The sequence below is a fragment of the Vibrio sabulosilitoris genome, assembly GCF_055391395.1.
Genome location: NZ_AP029599.1, coordinates 227,350 through 247,941 on the forward strand (window position 1 = coordinate 227,350; position 20,592 = coordinate 247,941).

Consider the following 20,592-nt stretch of genomic DNA (forward strand, 5'->3'; position numbering starts at 1 on the left):
ATCAGTTAAGTTTCCAGATTGGTATTACCCAAATATGCGCAAGAGAATGGATTGACCTGATCAGCTAATTTTCCAGATTAGTATAATGCTTCCTTTCTCCCTTAAATCGAAAAAGCCCCACTACCTAGCGGGGCTTTTTAATCTCGAATAGTTGTTACTAAACTACTTGTCTAGCGACATTCCAATAGAATCTAAACGGTCTTTAAACTCTTCTAAGCTCTCACCCTTATATGTTGGGTTCCCCATGAAGTAACGTGGTTTTTCCGGCAACATCGCATTTTTAAGCTCTTTCTCCTGCTCCGGACTGTCATGATAAACCGTCACACGATGTGGAATTTCTTGCTTAATCTCAGGCATTTCTGACTCCTTGTTTAACAACGTACTAAATAAACCTAGTAGATAGAAATCAAGTTTCCATTGGTAGACGTTTTTTGGCTTAAAGGACTAGGGAAAGATCACAAAACAATGAAAGCAAAGAGGTGAAAGACAAAAACCGAGAAATGAATCAAAGAAAATGTAGATCATTCAGCTCAACAGGGAGGTGCATTGACCAATCGTATACTTGGTTTGCTCATTGAGAAGCCAAATCATACCAATCTGGAAAATTAACTAATCAGGCTAATCCATTCTCTCTTGCACATATTAGTTACCCTATCTGTACTGTCAAAGAATCGATTCCATGCCTTGCACACTTTCGACACGATATCGTGGTAATCGATGAAGCTCTGGTTGGCAAGGTAATGCTGTCTGAGCCAGCTCCACACTTGTTCTATTGGGTTTAGCTCCGGTGAATAGGGTGGCAGTTTGATGATGCTGATATTATTGAACTCTTGTGCAATATCATTGGTATGCCAACCGGCACCGTCCATGATGACCACCGCGTGACGACCTTTCTCAGTAACCGTTGAGATCTGCTTGAGATGTTCAATCATGATCTCTTTATTGACCCATGGAACAACCATAGCTTCTCCGATCCCTCTAGCGGGGCACACTGAGCCAAACAAATACGCATATTCAAATTGCTGCTGTTTTACCGCTCTCGGTCTCGAACCTCGCCGAGTCCAAAGGCGAGTTGTGGTATTTTGTTGACCAAACCTCGCTTCATCTTGAAACCAGACATCGACGCTATTGAGCCCCATATGGCCTGGGATCTTAAGGATCGTTTCAATTTGGAATTTTTTTAAAATCGTTTTGGACTTGTTGCGATTGACGAGGGTGTTTGGAGCGTGAAGTTATCCAAGAGAAGCCCATATGATTAAGCAAGTAGTAGATAGAATCGGGGTGGTAGTGTTTACCAAACTCTTTCACGATATAGGCATGTATATCAGCCCCTGTTAATCTACCGCCAGATGAGTCTTCTGCTCGAGATTTTATGAACTGACTTAACTGCTCTCGTTGTTGAGCGTTGAGAAAAGCGGGACGACCCGTTCTCGGTTTTTCTTGCAGTCCTTCAAGCCCTTCCTCAAGGAATGTTTGTACCCACTTGTTTACGCTGGTTCTACTGACTTTAAGAAACTTGGCGATTTGGGTACGAGAATGACCGTCTTTGAAATGGGCCAGTGCGAGTAATCGCATCTTCATCTGGATAGATTTTTGTTGGCTAGCGAGCTTTTTAAAATCAATATTATCGAGGCTGTCCATAGCATCCATTTTCACGTAAAAGTAACAGCCTCAATTAGATCATATTTTTACTTAGATTGGTATAAAAGATGAAAAAAGAGAACTGACTCAAAGAAAAAGTAGAGCATTGAGCTTGAGAGGGAGAAATATTGACCAATCGTAAACCTGGTTTGCTTATTGAGGAGCCAGTCAAACGAAAACTACTCGCACCTTGAAGCGCTAGCGTACTCGAACCCCGCCCCCTCGATTCTCGCCTCTCGCAACGCAGTGATCTCGCCTCTGAAATGCAAAAAAGCCTCAGACTTTCGACTGAGGCTTAATATAAATGGCGGAGTGGACGGGACTCGAACCCGCGACCCCCGGCGTGACAGGCCGGTATTCTAACCAACTGAACTACCACTCCGCAGTGGTCCATTTAAAGTCTTATCTCTAGAGCACTTTAAACAGATAATGTTCAAAGCCTGGCGATGTCCTACTCTCACATGGGGAAGCCCCACACTACCATCGGCGCTAATTCGTTTCACTTCTGAGTTCGGCATGGAAATCAGGTGGGTCCAAATCGCTATGGTCGCCAAGCAAATTCTTGCTTTGGTTTTCAGCTTTTTAAAAAAGCTAAAAGCCAAAATATTCGGAAAGCTGTTTGTGCTCTCTACACATTCATGTTCTTGTCTTGAGTCCATCAAAACCCTTTGGGTGTTGTATGGTTAAGCCTCACGGGCAATTAGTACAGGTTAGCTCAACGCCTCACAACGCTTACACACCCTGCCTATCAACGTTCTAGTCTCGAACAACCCTTAAGGATACTTAAAGTATCAGGGAAGACTCATCTCAGGGCTCGCTTCCCGCTTAGATGCTTTCAGCGGTTATCGATTCCGAACTTAGCTACCGGGCAATGCGTCTGGCGACACAACCCGAACACCAGAGGTTCGTCCACTCCGGTCCTCTCGTACTAGGAGCAGCCCCCTTCAATCTTCCAACGCCCACGGCAGATAGGGACCGAACTGTCTCACGACGTTCTAAACCCAGCTCGCGTACCACTTTAAATGGCGAACAGCCATACCCTTGGGACCGACTTCAGCCCCAGGATGTGATGAGCCGACATCGAGGTGCCAAACACCGCCGTCGATATGAACTCTTGGGCGGTATCAGCCTGTTATCCCCGGAGTACCTTTTATCCGTTGAGCGATGGCCCTTCCATACAGAACCACCGGATCACTATGACCTGCTTTCGCACCTGCTCGAATTGTCATTCTCGCAGTCAAGCGGGCTTATGCCATTGCACTAACCTCACGATGTCCAACCGTGATTAGCCCACCTTCGTGCTCCTCCGTTACTCTTTGGGAGGAGACCGCCCCAGTCAAACTACCCACCAGGCACTGTCCTCAACCCCGATTAGGGGTCTAAGTTAGAACATCAAACATACAAGGGTGGTATTTCAAGGATGGCTCCACTAATACTGGCGTACTAGTTTCAAAGCCTCCCACCTATCCTACACATGTAGGCTCAATGTTCAGTGCCAAGCTGTAGTAAAGGTTCACGGGGTCTTTCCGTCTAGCCGCGGGTACACTGCATCTTCACAGCGATTTCAATTTCACTGAGTCTCGGGTGGAGACAGCGTGGCCATCATTACGCCATTCGTGCAGGTCGGAACTTACCCGACAAGGAATTTCGCTACCTTAGGACCGTTATAGTTACGGCCGCCGTTTACCGGGGCTTCGATCAAGAGCTTCGACCTAAGTCTAACCCCATCAATTAACCTTCCGGCACCGGGCAGGCGTCACACCGTATACGTCATCTTACGATTTTGCACAGTGCTGTGTTTTTAATAAACAGTTGCAGCCACCTGGTATCTGCGACTCCCCATAGCTCCATCCGCAAGGGACTTCACCGCGAGGAGCGTACCTTCTCCCGAAGTTACGGTACCATTTTGCCTAGTTCCTTCACCCGAGTTCTCTCAAGCGCCTTGGTATTCTCTACCCGACCACCTGTGTCGGTTTGGGGTACGATTCCTTACAATCTGAAGCTTAGAGGCTTTTCCTGGAAGCATGGCATCAATGACTTCACTACCGTAGTAGCTCGACGTCGTGTCTCAGCCTTAAAAAGAGCCGGATTTACCTAACTCTTAAGCCTACGCACTTGAACCTGGACAACCATCGCCAGGCCCACCTAGCCTTCTCCGTCCCCCCATCGCAATTGTAAGAAGTACGGGAATATTAACCCGTTTCCCATCGACTACGCCTTTCGGCCTCGCCTTAGGGGTCGACTTACCCTGCCCCGATTAACGTTGGACAGGAACCCTTGGTCTTCCGGCGAGGAGGTTTTTCACCCCCTTTATCGTTACTCATGTCAGCATTCGCACTTCTGATACCTCCAGCAAGCCTTACAGCTCACCTTCAACGGCTTACAGAACGCTCCCCTACCCAATAACTAAAAGTTATTGCCGCAGCTTCGGTGTATAGCTTAGCCCCGTTACATCTTCCGCGCAGGCCGACTCGACTAGTGAGCTATTACGCTTTCTTTAAATGATGGCTGCTTCTAAGCCAACATCCTAGCTGTCTAAGCCTTCCCACATCGTTTCCCACTTAGCTATACTTTGGGACCTTAGCTGGCGGTCTGGGTTGTTTCCCTCTCCACGACGGACGTTAGCACCCGCCGTGTGTCTCCCGGATAGTACTTACTGGTATTCGGAGTTTGCAAAGGGTTGGTAAGTCGGGATGACCCCCTAGCCTTAACAGTGCTCTACCCCCAGTAGTATTCGTCCGAGGCTCTACCTAAATAGATTTCGGGGAGAACCAGCTATCTCCAGGTTTGATTGGCCTTTCACCCCTAGCCACAAGTCATCCGCTAATTTTTCAACATTAGTCGGTTCGGTCCTCCAGTTGATGTTACTCAACCTTCAACCTGCCCATGGCTAGATCACCTGGTTTCGGGTCTATATCCAGCAACTCGACGCCCAGTTAAGACTCGATTTCTCTACGGCTCCCCTAGATGGTTAACCTCGCTACTGAATATAAGTCGCTGACCCATTATACAAAAGGTACGCAGTCACACTTTGAGGTGCTCCTACTGCTTGTACGTACACGGTTTCAGGTTCTATTTCACTCCCCTCACAGGGGTTCTTTTCGCCTTTCCCTCACGGTACTGGTTCACTATCGGTCAGTCAGTAGTATTTAGCCTTGGAGGATGGTCCCCCCATATTCAGACAGGATATCACGTGTCCCGCCCTACTCGATTTCACTGATTATGATATGTCGGTTACGGGGCTATCACCCTGTATCGCGGAACTTTCCAGAACCTTCACCTGTATCATTAAAAGCTTAAGGGCTAATCCAATTTCGCTCGCCGCTACTTTCGGAATCTCGGTTGATTTCTTTTCCTCGGGGTACTTAGATGTTTCAGTTCCCCCGGTTCGCCTCACTAACCTATGTATTCAGTTAGTGATACTCTCTTATGAGAGTGGGTTTCCCCATTCAGAAATCCCAGACTCACAGGTTGTTACTACCTAATCTGGGCTTATCGCAAGTTACTACGTCTTTCATCGCCTCTGACTGCCAAGGCATCCACCGTGTACGCTTAGTCACTTAACCATACAACCCCAAAGAGTTTCAGATGAAACCATGAGATTGCTGTTAAACAACCAAAGTTGTCTGCAATTTTTATACATGATGCAGACTCGATTTTGCCGGACTCAAATATTAAGTAGCTTTCGCTACTTCCAAGAACACTTGAATGTGTGTTGGTACCTAAATCCTTTCTCTAACAAAAGAGTAAGACTTAGGGTTTGAGAACTTTTATTTGAATAACAACGCTTATCTAAAAGATAAGGGGATCGTTGTTATTCGTCAGCTTTCCAAATTTTTAAAGAGCATAATTTGCTTTCTACTTAAAGAAACAAACCATTTTTAAGAACACTAAATAAAGGAAATGTACTTAAAGATGGTGGAGCTATGCGGGATCGAACCGCAGACCTCCTCGCTGCCAGCGAGGCGCTCTCCCAGCTGAGCTATAGCCCCATCTGGTTGTAGCAAATTCCTTTTCTTGCTCTAACTAAAACCGTACCAATCTGTGTGAACACTCATCGCGACTTATTTGTCTTCACTTTAAAAAGTGAAAGCAAACTATCCGTTTCGTATAAGGAGGTGATCCAGCCCCAGGTTCCCCTAGGGCTACCTTGTTACGACTTCACCCCAGTCATGAACCACAAAGTGGTGAGCGTCCTCCCGAAGGTTAAACTACCCACTTCTTTTGCAGCCCACTCCCATGGTGTGACGGGCGGTGTGTACAAGGCCCGGGAACGTATTCACCGTAGCATTCTGATCTACGATTACTAGCGATTCCGACTTCATGGAGTCGAGTTGCAGACTCCAATCCGGACTACGACGCACTTTTTGGGATTCGCTCACTCTCGCAAGTTGGCTGCCCTCTGTATGCGCCATTGTAGCACGTGTGTAGCCCTACTCGTAAGGGCCATGATGACTTGACGTCGTCCCCACCTTCCTCCGGTTTATCACCGGCAGTCTCCCTGGAGTTCCCACCCGAAGTGCTGGCAAACAAGGATAAGGGTTGCGCTCGTTGCGGGACTTAACCCAACATTTCACAACACGAGCTGACGACAGCCATGCAGCACCTGTCTCTCAGTTCCCGAAGGCACAAGACTGTCTCCAGTCTCTTCTGAGGATGTCAAGAGTAGGTAAGGTTCTTCGCGTTGCATCGAATTAAACCACATGCTCCACCGCTTGTGCGGGCCCCCGTCAATTCATTTGAGTTTTAATCTTGCGACCGTACTCCCCAGGCGGTCTACTTAACGCGTTAGCTCCGAAAGCCACGGCTCAAGGCCACAACCTCCAAGTAGACATCGTTTACGGCGTGGACTACCAGGGTATCTAATCCTGTTTGCTCCCCACGCTTTCGCATCTGAGTGTCAGTATCTGTCCAGGGGGCCGCCTTCGCCACCGGTATTCCTTCAGATCTCTACGCATTTCACCGCTACACCTGAAATTCTACCCCCCTCTACAGTACTCTAGATGACCAGTTTCAAATGCTGTTCCGAGGTTGAGCCCCGGGCTTTCACATCTGACTTAATCATCCACCTGCATGCGCTTTACGCCCAGTAATTCCGATTAACGCTCGCACCCTCCGTATTACCGCGGCTGCTGGCACGGAGTTAGCCGGTGCTTCTTCTGTCGCTAACGTCAAATAATGCAGCTATTAACTACACTACCTTCCTCACGACTGAAAGTGCTTTACAACCCGAAGGCCTTCTTCACACACGCGGCATGGCTGCATCAGGCTTGCGCCCATTGTGCAATATTCCCCACTGCTGCCTCCCGTAGGAGTCTGGACCGTGTCTCAGTTCCAGTGTGGCTGATCATCCTCTCAGACCAGCTAGGGATCGTTGCCTTGGTGAGCCATTACCTCACCAACTAGCTAATCCCACCTGGGCTAATCTTGACGCGAGAGGCCTAAAAGGTCCCCCTCTTTGGCTCCTGTTCATTATAAACAAGGGCATTATGCGGTATTAGCTATCGTTTCCAATAGTTATCCCCCACATCAAGGCATATTCCCAGGCATTACTCACCCGTCCGCCGCTCGCCGCCCAGAAACGCACCCGAAGGATTGTATCTGTCGCTGCCGCTCGACTTGCATGTGTTAGGCCTGCCGCCAGCGTTCAATCTGAGCCATGATCAAACTCTTCAATTTAAGATTTTGTGACTCAACGAATACTGACTTCAAAACTCATTCCCACTCGAAAGTAAGAAGTAATTTTAAAGCTATTATCGTTCCAACAGAACGATAATGAATTGACTGTGCCAAATAACCGAAGTTATTTGTATTGGTCACTCAGTTCATTGAAATCAAATTTGATACCGAAGTATCTAATTGGATTATCATCAACGAGTGCCCACACAGATTGATAGGTTTATATTGTTAAAGAGCTTTCTCTAAAAAGAGAAGTGCTTTCAAGGCCTTAACCCCGAAGCGGATGCGTATAATACGCTATTGACTCTGTAAGTCAACATAAAACTCTAAGATATTTCTTAAAATTCTATGGTGACTAGTTTCTATACAGAAACTGGTCAAAATCAAGCCTGGCGATGTCCTACTCTCACATGGGGAAGCCCCACACTACCATCGGCGCTATTGTGTTTCACTTCTGAGTTCGGCATGGAATCAGGTGGGTCCACAATGCTATGGTCGCCAAGCAAATTTTTAAATTCGGAAAGCTGTAAGCTTAAAAACTCGTCTCTCGACTCTCGTTTCTCGCTTCTATTCTCTAACACATTCAAAGTTCTTGCTTTGAGTCCATCAAAACCCTTTGGGTGTTGTATGGTTAAGCCTCACGGGCAATTAGTACAGGTTAGCTCAACGCCTCACAACGCTTACACACCCTGCCTATCAACGTTCTAGTCTCGAACAACCCTTAAGGATACTTAAAGTATCAGGGAAGACTCATCTCAGGGCTCGCTTCCCGCTTAGATGCTTTCAGCGGTTATCGATTCCGAACTTAGCTACCGGGCAATGCGATTGGCATCACAACCCGAACACCAGAGGTTCGTCCACTCCGGTCCTCTCGTACTAGGAGCAGCCCCCTTCAATCTTCCAACGCCCACGGCAGATAGGGACCGAACTGTCTCACGACGTTCTAAACCCAGCTCGCGTACCACTTTAAATGGCGAACAGCCATACCCTTGGGACCGACTTCAGCCCCAGGATGTGATGAGCCGACATCGAGGTGCCAAACACCGCCGTCGATATGAACTCTTGGGCGGTATCAGCCTGTTATCCCCGGAGTACCTTTTATCCGTTGAGCGATGGCCCTTCCATACAGAACCACCGGATCACTATGACCTGCTTTCGCACCTGCTCGAATTGTCATTCTCGCAGTCAAGCGGGCTTATGCCATTGCACTAACCTCACGATGTCCAACCGTGATTAGCCCACCTTCGTGCTCCTCCGTTACTCTTTGGGAGGAGACCGCCCCAGTCAAACTACCCACCAGGCACTGTCCTCAACCCCGATAAGGGGTCTAAGTTAGAACATCAAACATACAAGGGTGGTATTTCAAGGATGGCTCCACAAATACTGGCGTACTTGCTTCAAAGCCTCCCACCTATCCTACACATGTAGGCTCAATGTTCAGTGCCAAGCTGTAGTAAAGGTTCACGGGGTCTTTCCGTCTAGCCGCGGGTACACTGCATCTTCACAGCGATTTCAATTTCACTGAGTCTCGGGTGGAGACAGCGTGGCCATCATTACGCCATTCGTGCAGGTCGGAACTTACCCGACAAGGAATTTCGCTACCTTAGGACCGTTATAGTTACGGCCGCCGTTTACCGGGGCTTCGATCAAGAGCTTCGACCTAAGTCTAACCCCATCAATTAACCTTCCGGCACCGGGCAGGCGTCACACCGTATACGTCATCTTACGATTTTGCACAGTGCTGTGTTTTTAATAAACAGTTGCAGCCACCTGGTATCTGCGACTCCCCATAGCTCCATCCGCAAGGGACTTCACCGCGAGGAGCGTACCTTCTCCCGAAGTTACGGTACCATTTTGCCTAGTTCCTTCACCCGAGTTCTCTCAAGCGCCTTGGTATTCTCTACCCGACCACCTGTGTCGGTTTGGGGTACGATTCCTTACAATCTGAAGCTTAGAGGCTTTTCCTGGAAGCATGGCATCAATGACTTCACATCCGTAGATGCTCGACGTCGTGTCTCAGCCTTAAAAAGAGCCGGATTTACCTAACTCTTAAGCCTACGCACTTGAACCTGGACAACCGTCGCCAGGCCCACCTAGCCTTCTCCGTCCCCCCATCGCAATTGTAAGAAGTACGGGAATATTAACCCGTTTCCCATCGACTACGCCTTTCGGCCTCGCCTTAGGGGTCGACTTACCCTGCCCCGATTAACGTTGGACAGGAACCCTTGGTCTTCCGGCGAGGAGGTTTTTCACCCCCTTTATCGTTACTCATGTCAGCATTCGCACTTCTGATACCTCCAGCAAGCCTTACAGCTCACCTTCAACGGCTTACAGAACGCTCCCCTACCCAATAACTAAAAGTTATTGCCGCAGCTTCGGTGTATAGCTTAGCCCCGTTACATCTTCCGCGCAGGCCGACTCGACTAGTGAGCTATTACGCTTTCTTTAAATGATGGCTGCTTCTAAGCCAACATCCTAGCTGTCTAAGCCTTCCCACATCGTTTCCCACTTAGCTATACTTTGGGACCTTAGCTGGCGGTCTGGGTTGTTTCCCTCTCCACGACGGACGTTAGCACCCGCCGTGTGTCTCCCGGATAGTACTTACTGGTATTCGGAGTTTGCAAAGGGTTGGTAAGTCGGGATGACCCCCTAGCCTTAACAGTGCTCTACCCCCAGTAGTATTCGTCCGAGGCTCTACCTAAATAGATTTCGGGGAGAACCAGCTATCTCCAGGTTTGATTGGCCTTTCACCCCTAGCCACAAGTCATCCGCTAATTTTTCAACATTAGTCGGTTCGGTCCTCCAGTTGATGTTACTCAACCTTCAACCTGCCCATGGCTAGATCACCTGGTTTCGGGTCTATATCCAGCAACTCGACGCCCAGTTAAGACTCGATTTCTCTACGGCTCCCCTAGATGGTTAACCTCGCTACTGAATATAAGTCGCTGACCCATTATACAAAAGGTACGCAGTCACACTTTGAGGTGCTCCTACTGCTTGTACGTACACGGTTTCAGGTTCTATTTCACTCCCCTCACAGGGGTTCTTTTCGCCTTTCCCTCACGGTACTGGTTCACTATCGGTCAGTCAGTAGTATTTAGCCTTGGAGGATGGTCCCCCCATATTCAGACAGGATATCACGTGTCCCGCCCTACTCGATTTCACTGATTATGATATGTCGGTTACGGGGCTATCACCCTGTATCGCGCCACTTTCCAGAGGCTTCACCTGTATCATTAAAAGCTTAAGGGCTAGTCCAATTTCGCTCGCCGCTACTTTCGGAATCTCGGTTGATTTCTTTTCCTCGGGGTACTTAGATGTTTCAGTTCCCCCGGTTCGCCTCACTAACCTATGTATTCAGTTAGTGATACTCTCTTATGAGAGTGGGTTTCCCCATTCAGAAATCCCAGACTCACAGGTTGTTACTACCTAATCTGGGCTTATCGCAAGTTACTACGTCTTTCATCGCCTCTGACTGCCAAGGCATCCACCGTGTACGCTTAGTCACTTAACCATACAACCCCAAAGAGTTTCGGAGTTGTCGTTTAAACAACCAAAGTTGTCTGCAATTTTTATACATGATGCAGACTCGATTTTGCCGGACTCAAATATTAAGTAGCTTTCGCTACTTCCAAGAACACTTGAATGTGTGTTGGTACCTAATCTCTTATGTTTCAAAGAATATTAGGATTTGAGAACTTTTATTGAATAACATTTAAATCAAAATGTTATTCGTCAGCTTTCCAAATTGTTAAAGAGCTATGTTTCTACTTAAAGAAGACATTTTCTAAAGACTTTCAGAGTCGAAGAATCCAACCACATACAAGTTACCGAAGTGGTTTGGGAATCCGAATCCAAAAATACTTAGAGAATGGTGGGCGATACCGGGCTCGAACCAGTGACCCCCTGCTTGTAAGGCAGGTGCTCTCCCAACTGAGCTAATCGCCCACGATAGTTTTGATTCCTTCGCGGAGAAAGAATGGTGGGTCGTGCAGGATTCGAACCTGCGACCAATTGATTAAAAGTCAACTGCTCTACCAACTGAGCTAACGACCCATTTCATTTCAAAAGAAATGGTATCCCGTAGGGGAGTCGAACCCCTGTTACCGCCGTGAAAGGGCGGTGTCCTAGGCCTCTAGACGAACGGGACACTGGTGCGAATATCTTGGGGGATATTCAATACTCTAAAACTTTATAAACCATCAATCTGTGTGAACACTCATCGCAATAATCATCGTATAAGGAGGTGATCCAGCCCCAGGTTCCCCTAGGGCTACCTTGTTACGACTTCACCCCAGTCATGAACCACAAAGTGGTGAGCGTCCTCCCGAAGGTTAAACTACCCACTTCTTTTGCAGCCCACTCCCATGGTGTGACGGGCGGTGTGTACAAGGCCCGGGAACGTATTCACCGTAGCATTCTGATCTACGATTACTAGCGATTCCGACTTCATGGAGTCGAGTTGCAGACTCCAATCCGGACTACGACGCACTTTTTGGGATTCGCTCACTCTCGCGAGTTGGCTGCCCTCTGTATGCGCCATTGTAGCACGTGTGTAGCCCTACTCGTAAGGGCCATGATGACTTGACGTCGTCCCCACCTTCCTCCGGTTTATCACCGGCAGTCTCCCTGGAGTTCCCACCCGAAGTGCTGGCAAACAAGGATAAGGGTTGCGCTCGTTGCGGGACTTAACCCAACATTTCACAACACGAGCTGACGACAGCCATGCAGCACCTGTCTCATAGTTCCCGAAGGCACCAAAGCATCTCTGCTAAGTTCTATGGATGTCAAGAGTAGGTAAGGTTCTTCGCGTTGCATCGAATTAAACCACATGCTCCACCGCTTGTGCGGGCCCCCGTCAATTCATTTGAGTTTTAATCTTGCGACCGTACTCCCCAGGCGGTCTACTTAACGCGTTAGCTCCGAAAGCCACGGCTCAAGGCCACAACCTCCAAGTAGACATCGTTTACGGCGTGGACTACCAGGGTATCTAATCCTGTTTGCTCCCCACGCTTTCGCATCTGAGTGTCAGTATCTGTCCAGGGGGCCGCCTTCGCCACCGGTATTCCTTCAGATCTCTACGCATTTCACCGCTACACCTGAAATTCTACCCCCCTCTACAGTACTCTAGATGACCAGTTTCAAATGCTGTTCCGAGGTTGAGCCCCGGGCTTTCACATCTGACTTAATCATCCACCTGCATGCGCTTTACGCCCAGTAATTCCGATTAACGCTCGCACCCTCCGTATTACCGCGGCTGCTGGCACGGAGTTAGCCGGTGCTTCTTCTGCAGCTAACGTCAAATACCGCAGCTATTAACTACGATACCTTCCTCACTGCTGAAAGTGCTTTACAACCCGAAGGCCTTCTTCACACACGCGGCATGGCTGCATCAGGCTTGCGCCCATTGTGCAATATTCCCCACTGCTGCCTCCCGTAGGAGTCTGGACCGTGTCTCAGTTCCAGTGTGGCTGATCATCCTCTCAGACCAGCTAGGGATCGTTGCCTTGGTGAGCCATTACCTCACCAACTAGCTAATCCCACCTGGGCTAATCTTGACGCGAGAGGCCTAAAAGGTCCCCCTCTTTGGCTCCTGTTCATTATAAACAAGGGCATTATGCGGTATTAGCTATCGTTTCCAATAGTTATCCCCCACATCAAGGCATATTCCCAGGCATTACTCACCCGTCCGCCGCTCGCCGCCCAGAAACGCACCCGAAGGATTGTATCTGTCGCTGCCGCTCGACTTGCATGTGTTAGGCCTGCCGCCAGCGTTCAATCTGAGCCATGATCAAACTCTTCAATTTAAGATTTTGTGACTCAACGAATACTGACTTCAAAACTCATTCCCACTCGAAAGTAAGAAGTAATTTTAAAGCTATTATCGTTCCAACAGAACGATAATGAATTGACTGTGCCAAATAACCGAAGTTATTTGTATTGGTCACTCAGTTCATTGAAATCAAATTTGATACCGAAGTATCTAATTGGATTATCATCAACGAGTGCCCACACAGATTGATAGGTTTATATTGTTAAAGAGCTTTCTCTAAAAAGAGAAGTGCTTTCAAGGCCTTAACCCCGAAGCGGATGCGTATAATACGCTATTGACTCTGTAAGTCAACATAAAACTCTAAGATATTTCTTAAAATTCTATGGTGACTAGTTTCTATACAGAAACTGGTCAAAATCAAGCCTGGCGATGTCCTACTCTCACATGGGGAAGCCCCACACTACCATCGGCGCTATTGTGTTTCACTTCTGAGTTCGGCATGGAATCAGGTGGGTCCACAATGCTATGGTCGCCAAGCAAATTTTTAAATTCGGAAAGCTGTAAGCTTAAAAACTCGTCTCTCGACTCTCGTTTCTCGCTTCTATTCTCTAACACATTCAAAGTTCTTGCTTTGAGTCCATCAAAACCCTTTGGGTGTTGTATGGTTAAGCCTCACGGGCAATTAGTACAGGTTAGCTCAACGCCTCACAACGCTTACACACCCTGCCTATCAACGTTCTAGTCTCGAACAACCCTTAAGGATACTTAAAGTATCAGGGAAGACTCATCTCAGGGCTCGCTTCCCGCTTAGATGCTTTCAGCGGTTATCGATTCCGAACTTAGCTACCGGGCAATGCGATTGGCATCACAACCCGAACACCAGAGGTTCGTCCACTCCGGTCCTCTCGTACTAGGAGCAGCCCCCTTCAATCTTCCAACGCCCACGGCAGATAGGGACCGAACTGTCTCACGACGTTCTAAACCCAGCTCGCGTACCACTTTAAATGGCGAACAGCCATACCCTTGGGACCGACTTCAGCCCCAGGATGTGATGAGCCGACATCGAGGTGCCAAACACCGCCGTCGATATGAACTCTTGGGCGGTATCAGCCTGTTATCCCCGGAGTACCTTTTATCCGTTGAGCGATGGCCCTTCCATACAGAACCACCGGATCACTATGACCTGCTTTCGCACCTGCTCGAATTGTCATTCTCGCAGTCAAGCGGGCTTATGCCATTGCACTAACCTCACGATGTCCAACCGTGATTAGCCCACCTTCGTGCTCCTCCGTTACTCTTTGGGAGGAGACCGCCCCAGTCAAACTACCCACCAGGCACTGTCCTCAACCCCGATAAGGGGTCTAAGTTAGAACATCAAACATACAAGGGTGGTATTTCAAGGATGGCTCCACAAATACTGGCGTACTTGCTTCAAAGCCTCCCACCTATCCTACACATGTAGGCTCAATGTTCAGTGCCAAGCTGTAGTAAAGGTTCACGGGGTCTTTCCGTCTAGCCGCGGGTACACTGCATCTTCACAGCGATTTCAATTTCACTGAGTCTCGGGTGGAGACAGCGTGGCCATCATTACGCCATTCGTGCAGGTCGGAACTTACCCGACAAGGAATTTCGCTACCTTAGGACCGTTATAGTTACGGCCGCCGTTTACCGGGGCTTCGATCAAGAGCTTCGACCTAAGTCTAACCCCATCAATTAACCTTCCGGCACCGGGCAGGCGTCACACCGTATACGTCATCTTACGATTTTGCACAGTGCTGTGTTTTTAATAAACAGTTGCAGCCACCTGGTATCTGCGACTCCCCATAGCTCCATCCGCAAGGGACTTCACCGCGAGGAGCGTACCTTCTCCCGAAGTTACGGTACCATTTTGCCTAGTTCCTTCACCCGAGTTCTCTCAAGCGCCTTGGTATTCTCTACCCGACCACCTGTGTCGGTTTGGGGTACGATTCCTTACAATCTGAAGCTTAGAGGCTTTTCCTGGAAGCATGGCATCAATGACTTCACATCCGTAGATGCTCGACGTCGTGTCTCAGCCTTAAAAAGAGCCGGATTTACCTAACTCTTAAGCCTACGCACTTGAACCTGGACAACCGTCGCCAGGCCCACCTAGCCTTCTCCGTCCCCCCATCGCAATTGTAAGAAGTACGGGAATATTAACCCGTTTCCCATCGACTACGCCTTTCGGCCTCGCCTTAGGGGTCGACTTACCCTGCCCCGATTAACGTTGGACAGGAACCCTTGGTCTTCCGGCGAGGAGGTTTTTCACCCCCTTTATCGTTACTCATGTCAGCATTCGCACTTCTGATACCTCCAGCAAGCCTTACAGCTCACCTTCAACGGCTTACAGAACGCTCCCCTACCCAATGACCTAAGTCATTGCCGCAGCTTCGGTGTATAGCTTAGCCCCGTTACATCTTCCGCGCAGGCCGACTCGACTAGTGAGCTATTACGCTTTCTTTAAATGATGGCTGCTTCTAAGCCAACATCCTAGCTGTCTAAGCCTTCCCACATCGTTTCCCACTTAGCTATACTTTGGGACCTTAGCTGGCGGTCTGGGTTGTTTCCCTCTCCACGACGGACGTTAGCACCCGCCGTGTGTCTCCCGGATAGTACTTACTGGTATTCGGAGTTTGCAAAGGGTTGGTAAGTCGGGATGACCCCCTAGCCTTAACAGTGCTCTACCCCCAGTAGTATTCGTCCGAGGCGCTACCTAAATAGCTTTCGGGGAGAACCAGCTATCTCCAGGTTTGATTGGCCTTTCACCCCTAGCCACAAGTCATCCGCTAATTTTTCAACATTAGTCGGTTCGGTCCTCCAGTTGATGTTACTCAACCTTCAACCTGCCCATGGCTAGATCACCTGGTTTCGGGTCTATATCCAGCAACTCGACGCCCAGTTAAGACTCGATTTCTCTACGGCTCCCCTAGATGGTTAACCTCGCTACTGAATATAAGTCGCTGACCCATTATACAAAAGGTACGCAGTCACACTTTGAGGTGCTCCTACTGCTTGTACGTACACGGTTTCAGGTTCTATTTCACTCCCCTCACAGGGGTTCTTTTCGCCTTTCCCTCACGGTACTGGTTCACTATCGGTCAGTCAGTAGTATTTAGCCTTGGAGGATGGTCCCCCCATATTCAGACAGGATATCACGTGTCCCGCCCTACTCGATTTCACTGATTATGATATGTCGGTTACGGGGCTATCACCCTGTATCGCCAAGCTTTCCAGCTTGTTCACCTGTATCATTAAAAGCTTAAGGGCTAATCCAATTTCGCTCGCCGCTACTTTCGGAATCTCGGTTGATTTCTTTTCCTCGGGGTACTTAGATGTTTCAGTTCCCCCGGTTCGCCTCACTAACCTATGTATTCAGTTAGTGATACTCTCTTATGAGAGTGGGTTTCCCCATTCAGAAATCCCAGACTCACAGGTTGTTACTACCTAATCTGGGCTTATCGCAAGTTACTACGTCTTTCATCGCCTCTGACTGCCAAGGCATCCACCGTGTACGCTTAGTCACTTAACCATACAACCCCAAAGAGTTTCGGAGTTGTCGTTTAAACAACCAAAGTTGTCTGCAATTTTTATACATGATGCAGACTCGATTTTGCCGGACTCAAATATTAAGTAGCTTTCGCTACTTCCAAGAACACTTGAATGTGTGTTGGTACCTAAATCTATAAAAGACTTAGGATTTGAGAACTTTTATTGAATATTGTTAATCAAACAATATTCGTCAGCTTTCCAAATTGTTAAAGAGCAGATTTTCTATCGAAAACCATTTTTAAAAGCACTCATCGAATGCGCTTAAAGATGGTGGAGCTAAGCAGGATCGAACTGCTGACCTCCTGCGTGCAAGGCAGGCGCTCTCCCAGCTGAGCTATAGCCCCATCAATAGGTTGATGTCTTTGCCAATTTCTTGGGAGGAAATTGGTGGGTCTGAGTGGACTTGAACCACCGACCTCTCGCTTATCAGGCGAACGCTCTAACCACCTGAGCTACAGACCCGACATCATCTCTTCAATTCTATAAACCATCAATCTGTGTGAACACTCATCGCGACTTATTTGTCTTCACTTTAAAAAAGTGAAAGCAAACTATCCGTTTCGTATAAGGAGGTGATCCAGCCCCAGGTTCCCCTAGGGCTACCTTGTTACGACTTCACCCCAGTCATGAACCACAAAGTGGTGAGCGTCCTCCCGAAGGTTAAACTACCCACTTCTTTTGCAGCCCACTCCCATGGTGTGACGGGCGGTGTGTACAAGGCCCGGGAACGTATTCACCGTAGCATTCTGATCTACGATTACTAGCGATTCCGACTTCATGGAGTCGAGTTGCAGACTCCAATCCGGACTACGACGCACTTTTTGGGATTCGCTCACTCTCGCAAGTTGGCTGCCCTCTGTATGCGCCATTGTAGCACGTGTGTAGCCCTACTCGTAAGGGCCATGATGACTTGACGTCGTCCCCACCTTCCTCCGGTTTATCACCGGCAGTCTCCCTGGAGTTCCCGACATTACTCGCTGGCAAACAAGGATAAGGGTTGCGCTCGTTGCGGGACTTAACCCAACATTTCACAACACGAGCTGACGACAGCCATGCAGCACCTGTCTCTCAGTTCCCGAAGGCACAAGACTGTCTCCAGTCTCTTCTGAGGATGTCAAGAGTAGGTAAGGTTCTTCGCGTTGCATCGAATTAAACCACATGCTCCACCGCTTGTGCGGGCCCCCGTCAATTCATTTGAGTTTTAATCTTGCGACCGTACTCCCCAGGCGGTCTACTTAACGCGTTAGCTCCGAAAGCCACGGCTCAAGGCCACAACCTCCAAGTAGACATCGTTTACGGCGTGGACTACCAGGGTATCTAATCCTGTTTGCTCCCCACGCTTTCGCATCTGAGTGTCAGTATCTGTCCAGGGGGCCGCCTTCGCCACCGGTATTCCTTCAGATCTCTACGCATTTCACCGCTACACCTGAAATTCTACCCCCCTCTACAGTACTCTAGATGACCAGTTTCAAATGCTGTTCCGAGGTTGAGCCCCGGGCTTTCACATCTGACTTAATCATCCACCTGCATGCGCTTTACGCCCAGTAATTCCGATTAACGCTCGCACCCTCCGTATTACCGCGGCTGCTGGCACGGAGTTAGCCGGTGCTTCTTCTGCAGCTAACGTCAAATACCGCAGCTATTAACTACGATACCTTCCTCACTGCTGAAAGTGCTTTACAACCCGAAGGCCTTCTTCACACACGCGGCATGGCTGCATCAGGCTTGCGCCCATTGTGCAATATTCCCCACTGCTGCCTCCCGTAGGAGTCTGGACCGTGTCTCAGTTCCAGTGTGGCTGATCATCCTCTCAGACCAGCTAGGGATCGTTGCCTTGGTGAGCCATTACCTCACCAACTAGCTAATCCCACCTGGGCTAATCTTGACGCGAGAGGCCCGAAGGTCCCCCTCTTTGGCCCGAAGGCATTATGCGGTATTAGCTATCGTTTCCAATAGTTATCCCCCACATCAAGGCATATTCCCAGGCATTACTCACCCGTCCGCCGCTCGCCGCCCAGAAACGCACCCGAAGGATTGTGACTGTCGCTGCCGCTCGACTTGCATGTGTTAGGCCTGCCGCCAGCGTTCAATCTGAGCCATGATCAAACTCTTCAATTTAAGATTTTGTCGGCTCAATGAATACTGAATTCATATCTAACGATATGTGAATTGACTGTGCTCGAATGATTGCTCATTCAAATTGGTCACTCAGTTCATTGAAACCTAATTTGAAACCCCTCTCTATAAAAGAGAAATTTCTAATTGGATTATCATCAACGAGTGCCCACACAGATTGATAGGTTTATATTTTTAAAGAGCTTTCCGACTCACGTTACGCTTAGCGTCACGCTGTCGGGGATGCGTATAATACGCTTTGTTTTTCCTGAGTCAAGAACTTTTTTCAAAGCTTTTACTCAGCCCCTTCATCGCTGTGTGACTTTCGTCTCACTCCGTGTCGGTGAGGCGGCATTATAGAGATCACTCGAAGGTTGGCAACCCCTTTTTTGAAGTTTTTTTGAATTAATCGCTTGAGCGTTCAAAAATGCGTCAAGCTGCACTTTTTTGGATAAAATTTCAACATTTGAGTCAAGTCACATCAATCGATTGGAAAATGGAACCATGAGAACGTAATATCGAAATGTTTCATTAATGTTTTATTTGTTTATTTTATTGACCGAAGTTAATCAATTATGAATTCAAATAAGTTTTATTTTTCTCTGATCGGTATCGCTGTGGTCGGTGGAGTATTGTGTAGTTGGATCTCTGTTACCCCCAGCATTGCATTTTTACTTGGTGTTTTCGTTACTGCCCTGTTGGCTAACTTCTTCTTGTCTTCTAAAGATGGGGAAGATGAAGAAGAGGATATCAACACCACTACCCTTTATGTTGGCAACCTGCCTTATAAAGCCAACGAAGGAAATGTCCGCGACTTGTTTGCAGAACATGGGTATGTAGAGAACGTTCGTTTAATGAAAGACAAGCGCACACGTAAGCGCAGAGGGTTTGGTTTTGTTGTCGTTGAAACCGCTGATGCGGAACATATGATTAGCAAGCTGAACGAGTACGTCTATATGGATCGCACTCTCAAGGTCAGAGTTGCGAATGAGCCTAAATCACAATCTGAGATTTCTGAATAGTTTTAAAGCCCCATCTTGTTAGCGTATTCTCTAGTGCCTCTTGCATCATCGGGGGCGCACTAGAGAATATCTGGCGCTTTCCTAGGTAATCATCTATCCGTTGAGCATTTAATAGCTGCTTTACCCTTCGTGCTATCGCAGCACCAGAATCCACCAGCACCACTTCGTCGCCCAGTACCTGCTGTATTTCATCTTTTAATAGTGGAAAGTGAGTACAACCTAGCACGGCCACATCCACCTCTCCAATAAGAGACTTGAGGATAATGGTTAGTTCACTGGTTTCTATTAACTGATTGCGTAATTTACGCTCTGCCATTTCTACAAGGCGAGTAGAACCAAGTAGCTTTACTGGTATATCTGGTGAGTAATTACGAATAAGATCTTGAGTATAGGAACGCTCGACAGTAGCAGGAGTGGCGATCAAGCCCACTGCCTTATTGGCCAACGCTGAAGCGGGTTTAATTGCCGGCACGACCCCAACAACCGGAACAGATAGCTTTTCTCTTAAGGTCGGGAGTACAACCGTGCTTGCGGTATTACACGCAATGACGACCAAATCAATCTGATGCGTAGCAACAAACTGGGTGATCAATGACGAGACTCTGCGTAATAGAGTGTCATGCTCTAGCTCGCCATAGGGGTAGGCTTCATTATCGAATAGATAATAGTAATTAAGTTGAGGTAATTGCTGCTGGATCTCATCAAACACAGAGAGACCGCCGACACCGGAGTCGAAGATCAAAACTGATGGTTGCGTATACTCTGTCACTGCCAATTACCCTAACTAAAAAACAC

The 20,592-nt window shown here is 48.2% G+C and carries 4 protein-coding genes, 7 tRNA genes and 9 rRNA genes; 1 reads left to right on the top strand and 19 read right to left on the bottom strand.

The features are described from left to right. Positions 1-162: 162 nt before the first annotated feature. The 18 genes from ACZ5R2_RS01195 to ACZ5R2_RS01280 form a co-directional block, all read right to left on the bottom strand. Positions 163-357, bottom strand: coding sequence for a hypothetical protein (locus tag ACZ5R2_RS01195; RefSeq protein ID WP_464900439.1), 195 nt, complete (start codon positions 355-357; stop codon positions 163-165). Positions 358-605: 248 nt separating this feature from the next. Next, a protein-coding gene (locus ACZ5R2_RS01200) for an IS630 family transposase (protein ID WP_464900440.1) occupies positions 606-1,641 on the bottom strand; the annotation gives its coding sequence in 2 pieces (ribosomal slippage) (positions 606-1,181 and positions 1,183-1,641; 1,035 coding nt in all). Between the two features lie 305 nt (positions 1,642-1,946). Further along, positions 1,947-2,023: transfer RNA gene (locus tag ACZ5R2_RS01205), tRNA-Asp, on the bottom strand. 56 nt (positions 2,024-2,079) lie between these two features. After that, positions 2,080-2,196, bottom strand: a 5S ribosomal RNA gene (gene rrf, locus ACZ5R2_RS01210). A 124-nt stretch (positions 2,197-2,320) separates the two neighbouring features. Continuing rightward, a 23S ribosomal RNA gene (locus ACZ5R2_RS01215) occupies positions 2,321-5,207 on the bottom strand. Between the two features lie 350 nt (positions 5,208-5,557). After that, a tRNA-Ala gene (locus ACZ5R2_RS01220) sits at positions 5,558-5,633 on the bottom strand. Between the two features lie 119 nt (positions 5,634-5,752). Continuing rightward, a 16S ribosomal RNA gene (locus ACZ5R2_RS01225) occupies positions 5,753-7,320 on the bottom strand. A gap of 387 nt (positions 7,321-7,707) precedes the next feature. Next, positions 7,708-7,823: ribosomal RNA gene (gene rrf, locus ACZ5R2_RS01230) — 5S ribosomal RNA — on the bottom strand. Positions 7,824-7,947: 124 nt separating this feature from the next. After that, positions 7,948-10,834: ribosomal RNA gene (locus ACZ5R2_RS01235) — 23S ribosomal RNA — on the bottom strand. Between the two features lie 358 nt (positions 10,835-11,192). Then, positions 11,193-11,268, bottom strand: a tRNA-Val gene (locus tag ACZ5R2_RS01240). A gap of 32 nt (positions 11,269-11,300) precedes the next feature. Next, a tRNA-Lys gene (locus tag ACZ5R2_RS01245) sits at positions 11,301-11,376 on the bottom strand. Positions 11,377-11,394: 18 nt separating this feature from the next. Beyond that, positions 11,395-11,470: transfer RNA gene (locus ACZ5R2_RS01250), tRNA-Glu, on the bottom strand. An 89-nt stretch (positions 11,471-11,559) separates the two neighbouring features. Beyond that, positions 11,560-13,127, bottom strand: a 16S ribosomal RNA gene (locus ACZ5R2_RS01255). Between the two features lie 387 nt (positions 13,128-13,514). Then, positions 13,515-13,630, bottom strand: a 5S ribosomal RNA gene (rrf, locus tag ACZ5R2_RS01260). Positions 13,631-13,754: 124 nt separating this feature from the next. Further along, positions 13,755-16,640 (bottom strand): 23S ribosomal RNA (locus ACZ5R2_RS01265). Positions 16,641-16,928: 288 nt separating this feature from the next. Beyond that, positions 16,929-17,004, bottom strand: a tRNA-Ala gene (locus ACZ5R2_RS01270). A gap of 41 nt (positions 17,005-17,045) precedes the next feature. Continuing rightward, a tRNA-Ile gene (locus ACZ5R2_RS01275) sits at positions 17,046-17,122 on the bottom strand. Between the two features lie 103 nt (positions 17,123-17,225). Beyond that, positions 17,226-18,778, bottom strand: a 16S ribosomal RNA gene (locus tag ACZ5R2_RS01280). The 16S, 23S and 5S rRNA genes sit together here with 7 tRNA genes alongside, the layout of an rRNA operon. Before the next feature lie 572 nt (positions 18,779-19,350). On the opposite strand from ACZ5R2_RS01280, the gene ACZ5R2_RS01285 reads away from it, so the two are divergent. Continuing rightward, positions 19,351-19,797: an RNA recognition motif domain-containing protein gene (locus ACZ5R2_RS01285; protein WP_464900441.1), complete on the top strand. Its 447-nt coding sequence runs from the start codon at positions 19,351-19,353 to the stop codon at positions 19,795-19,797. On the opposite strand, the gene murI is transcribed toward ACZ5R2_RS01285, so the two are convergent. Beyond that, positions 19,769-20,566, bottom strand: a complete 798-nt coding sequence (gene murI / locus ACZ5R2_RS01290) for a glutamate racemase (protein ID WP_464900442.1) — start codon at positions 20,564-20,566, stop codon at positions 19,769-19,771. The two genes, ACZ5R2_RS01285 and murI, sit on opposite strands and share 29 nt — an antisense overlap. Between the last annotated feature and the right edge of the window lie 26 nt (positions 20,567-20,592).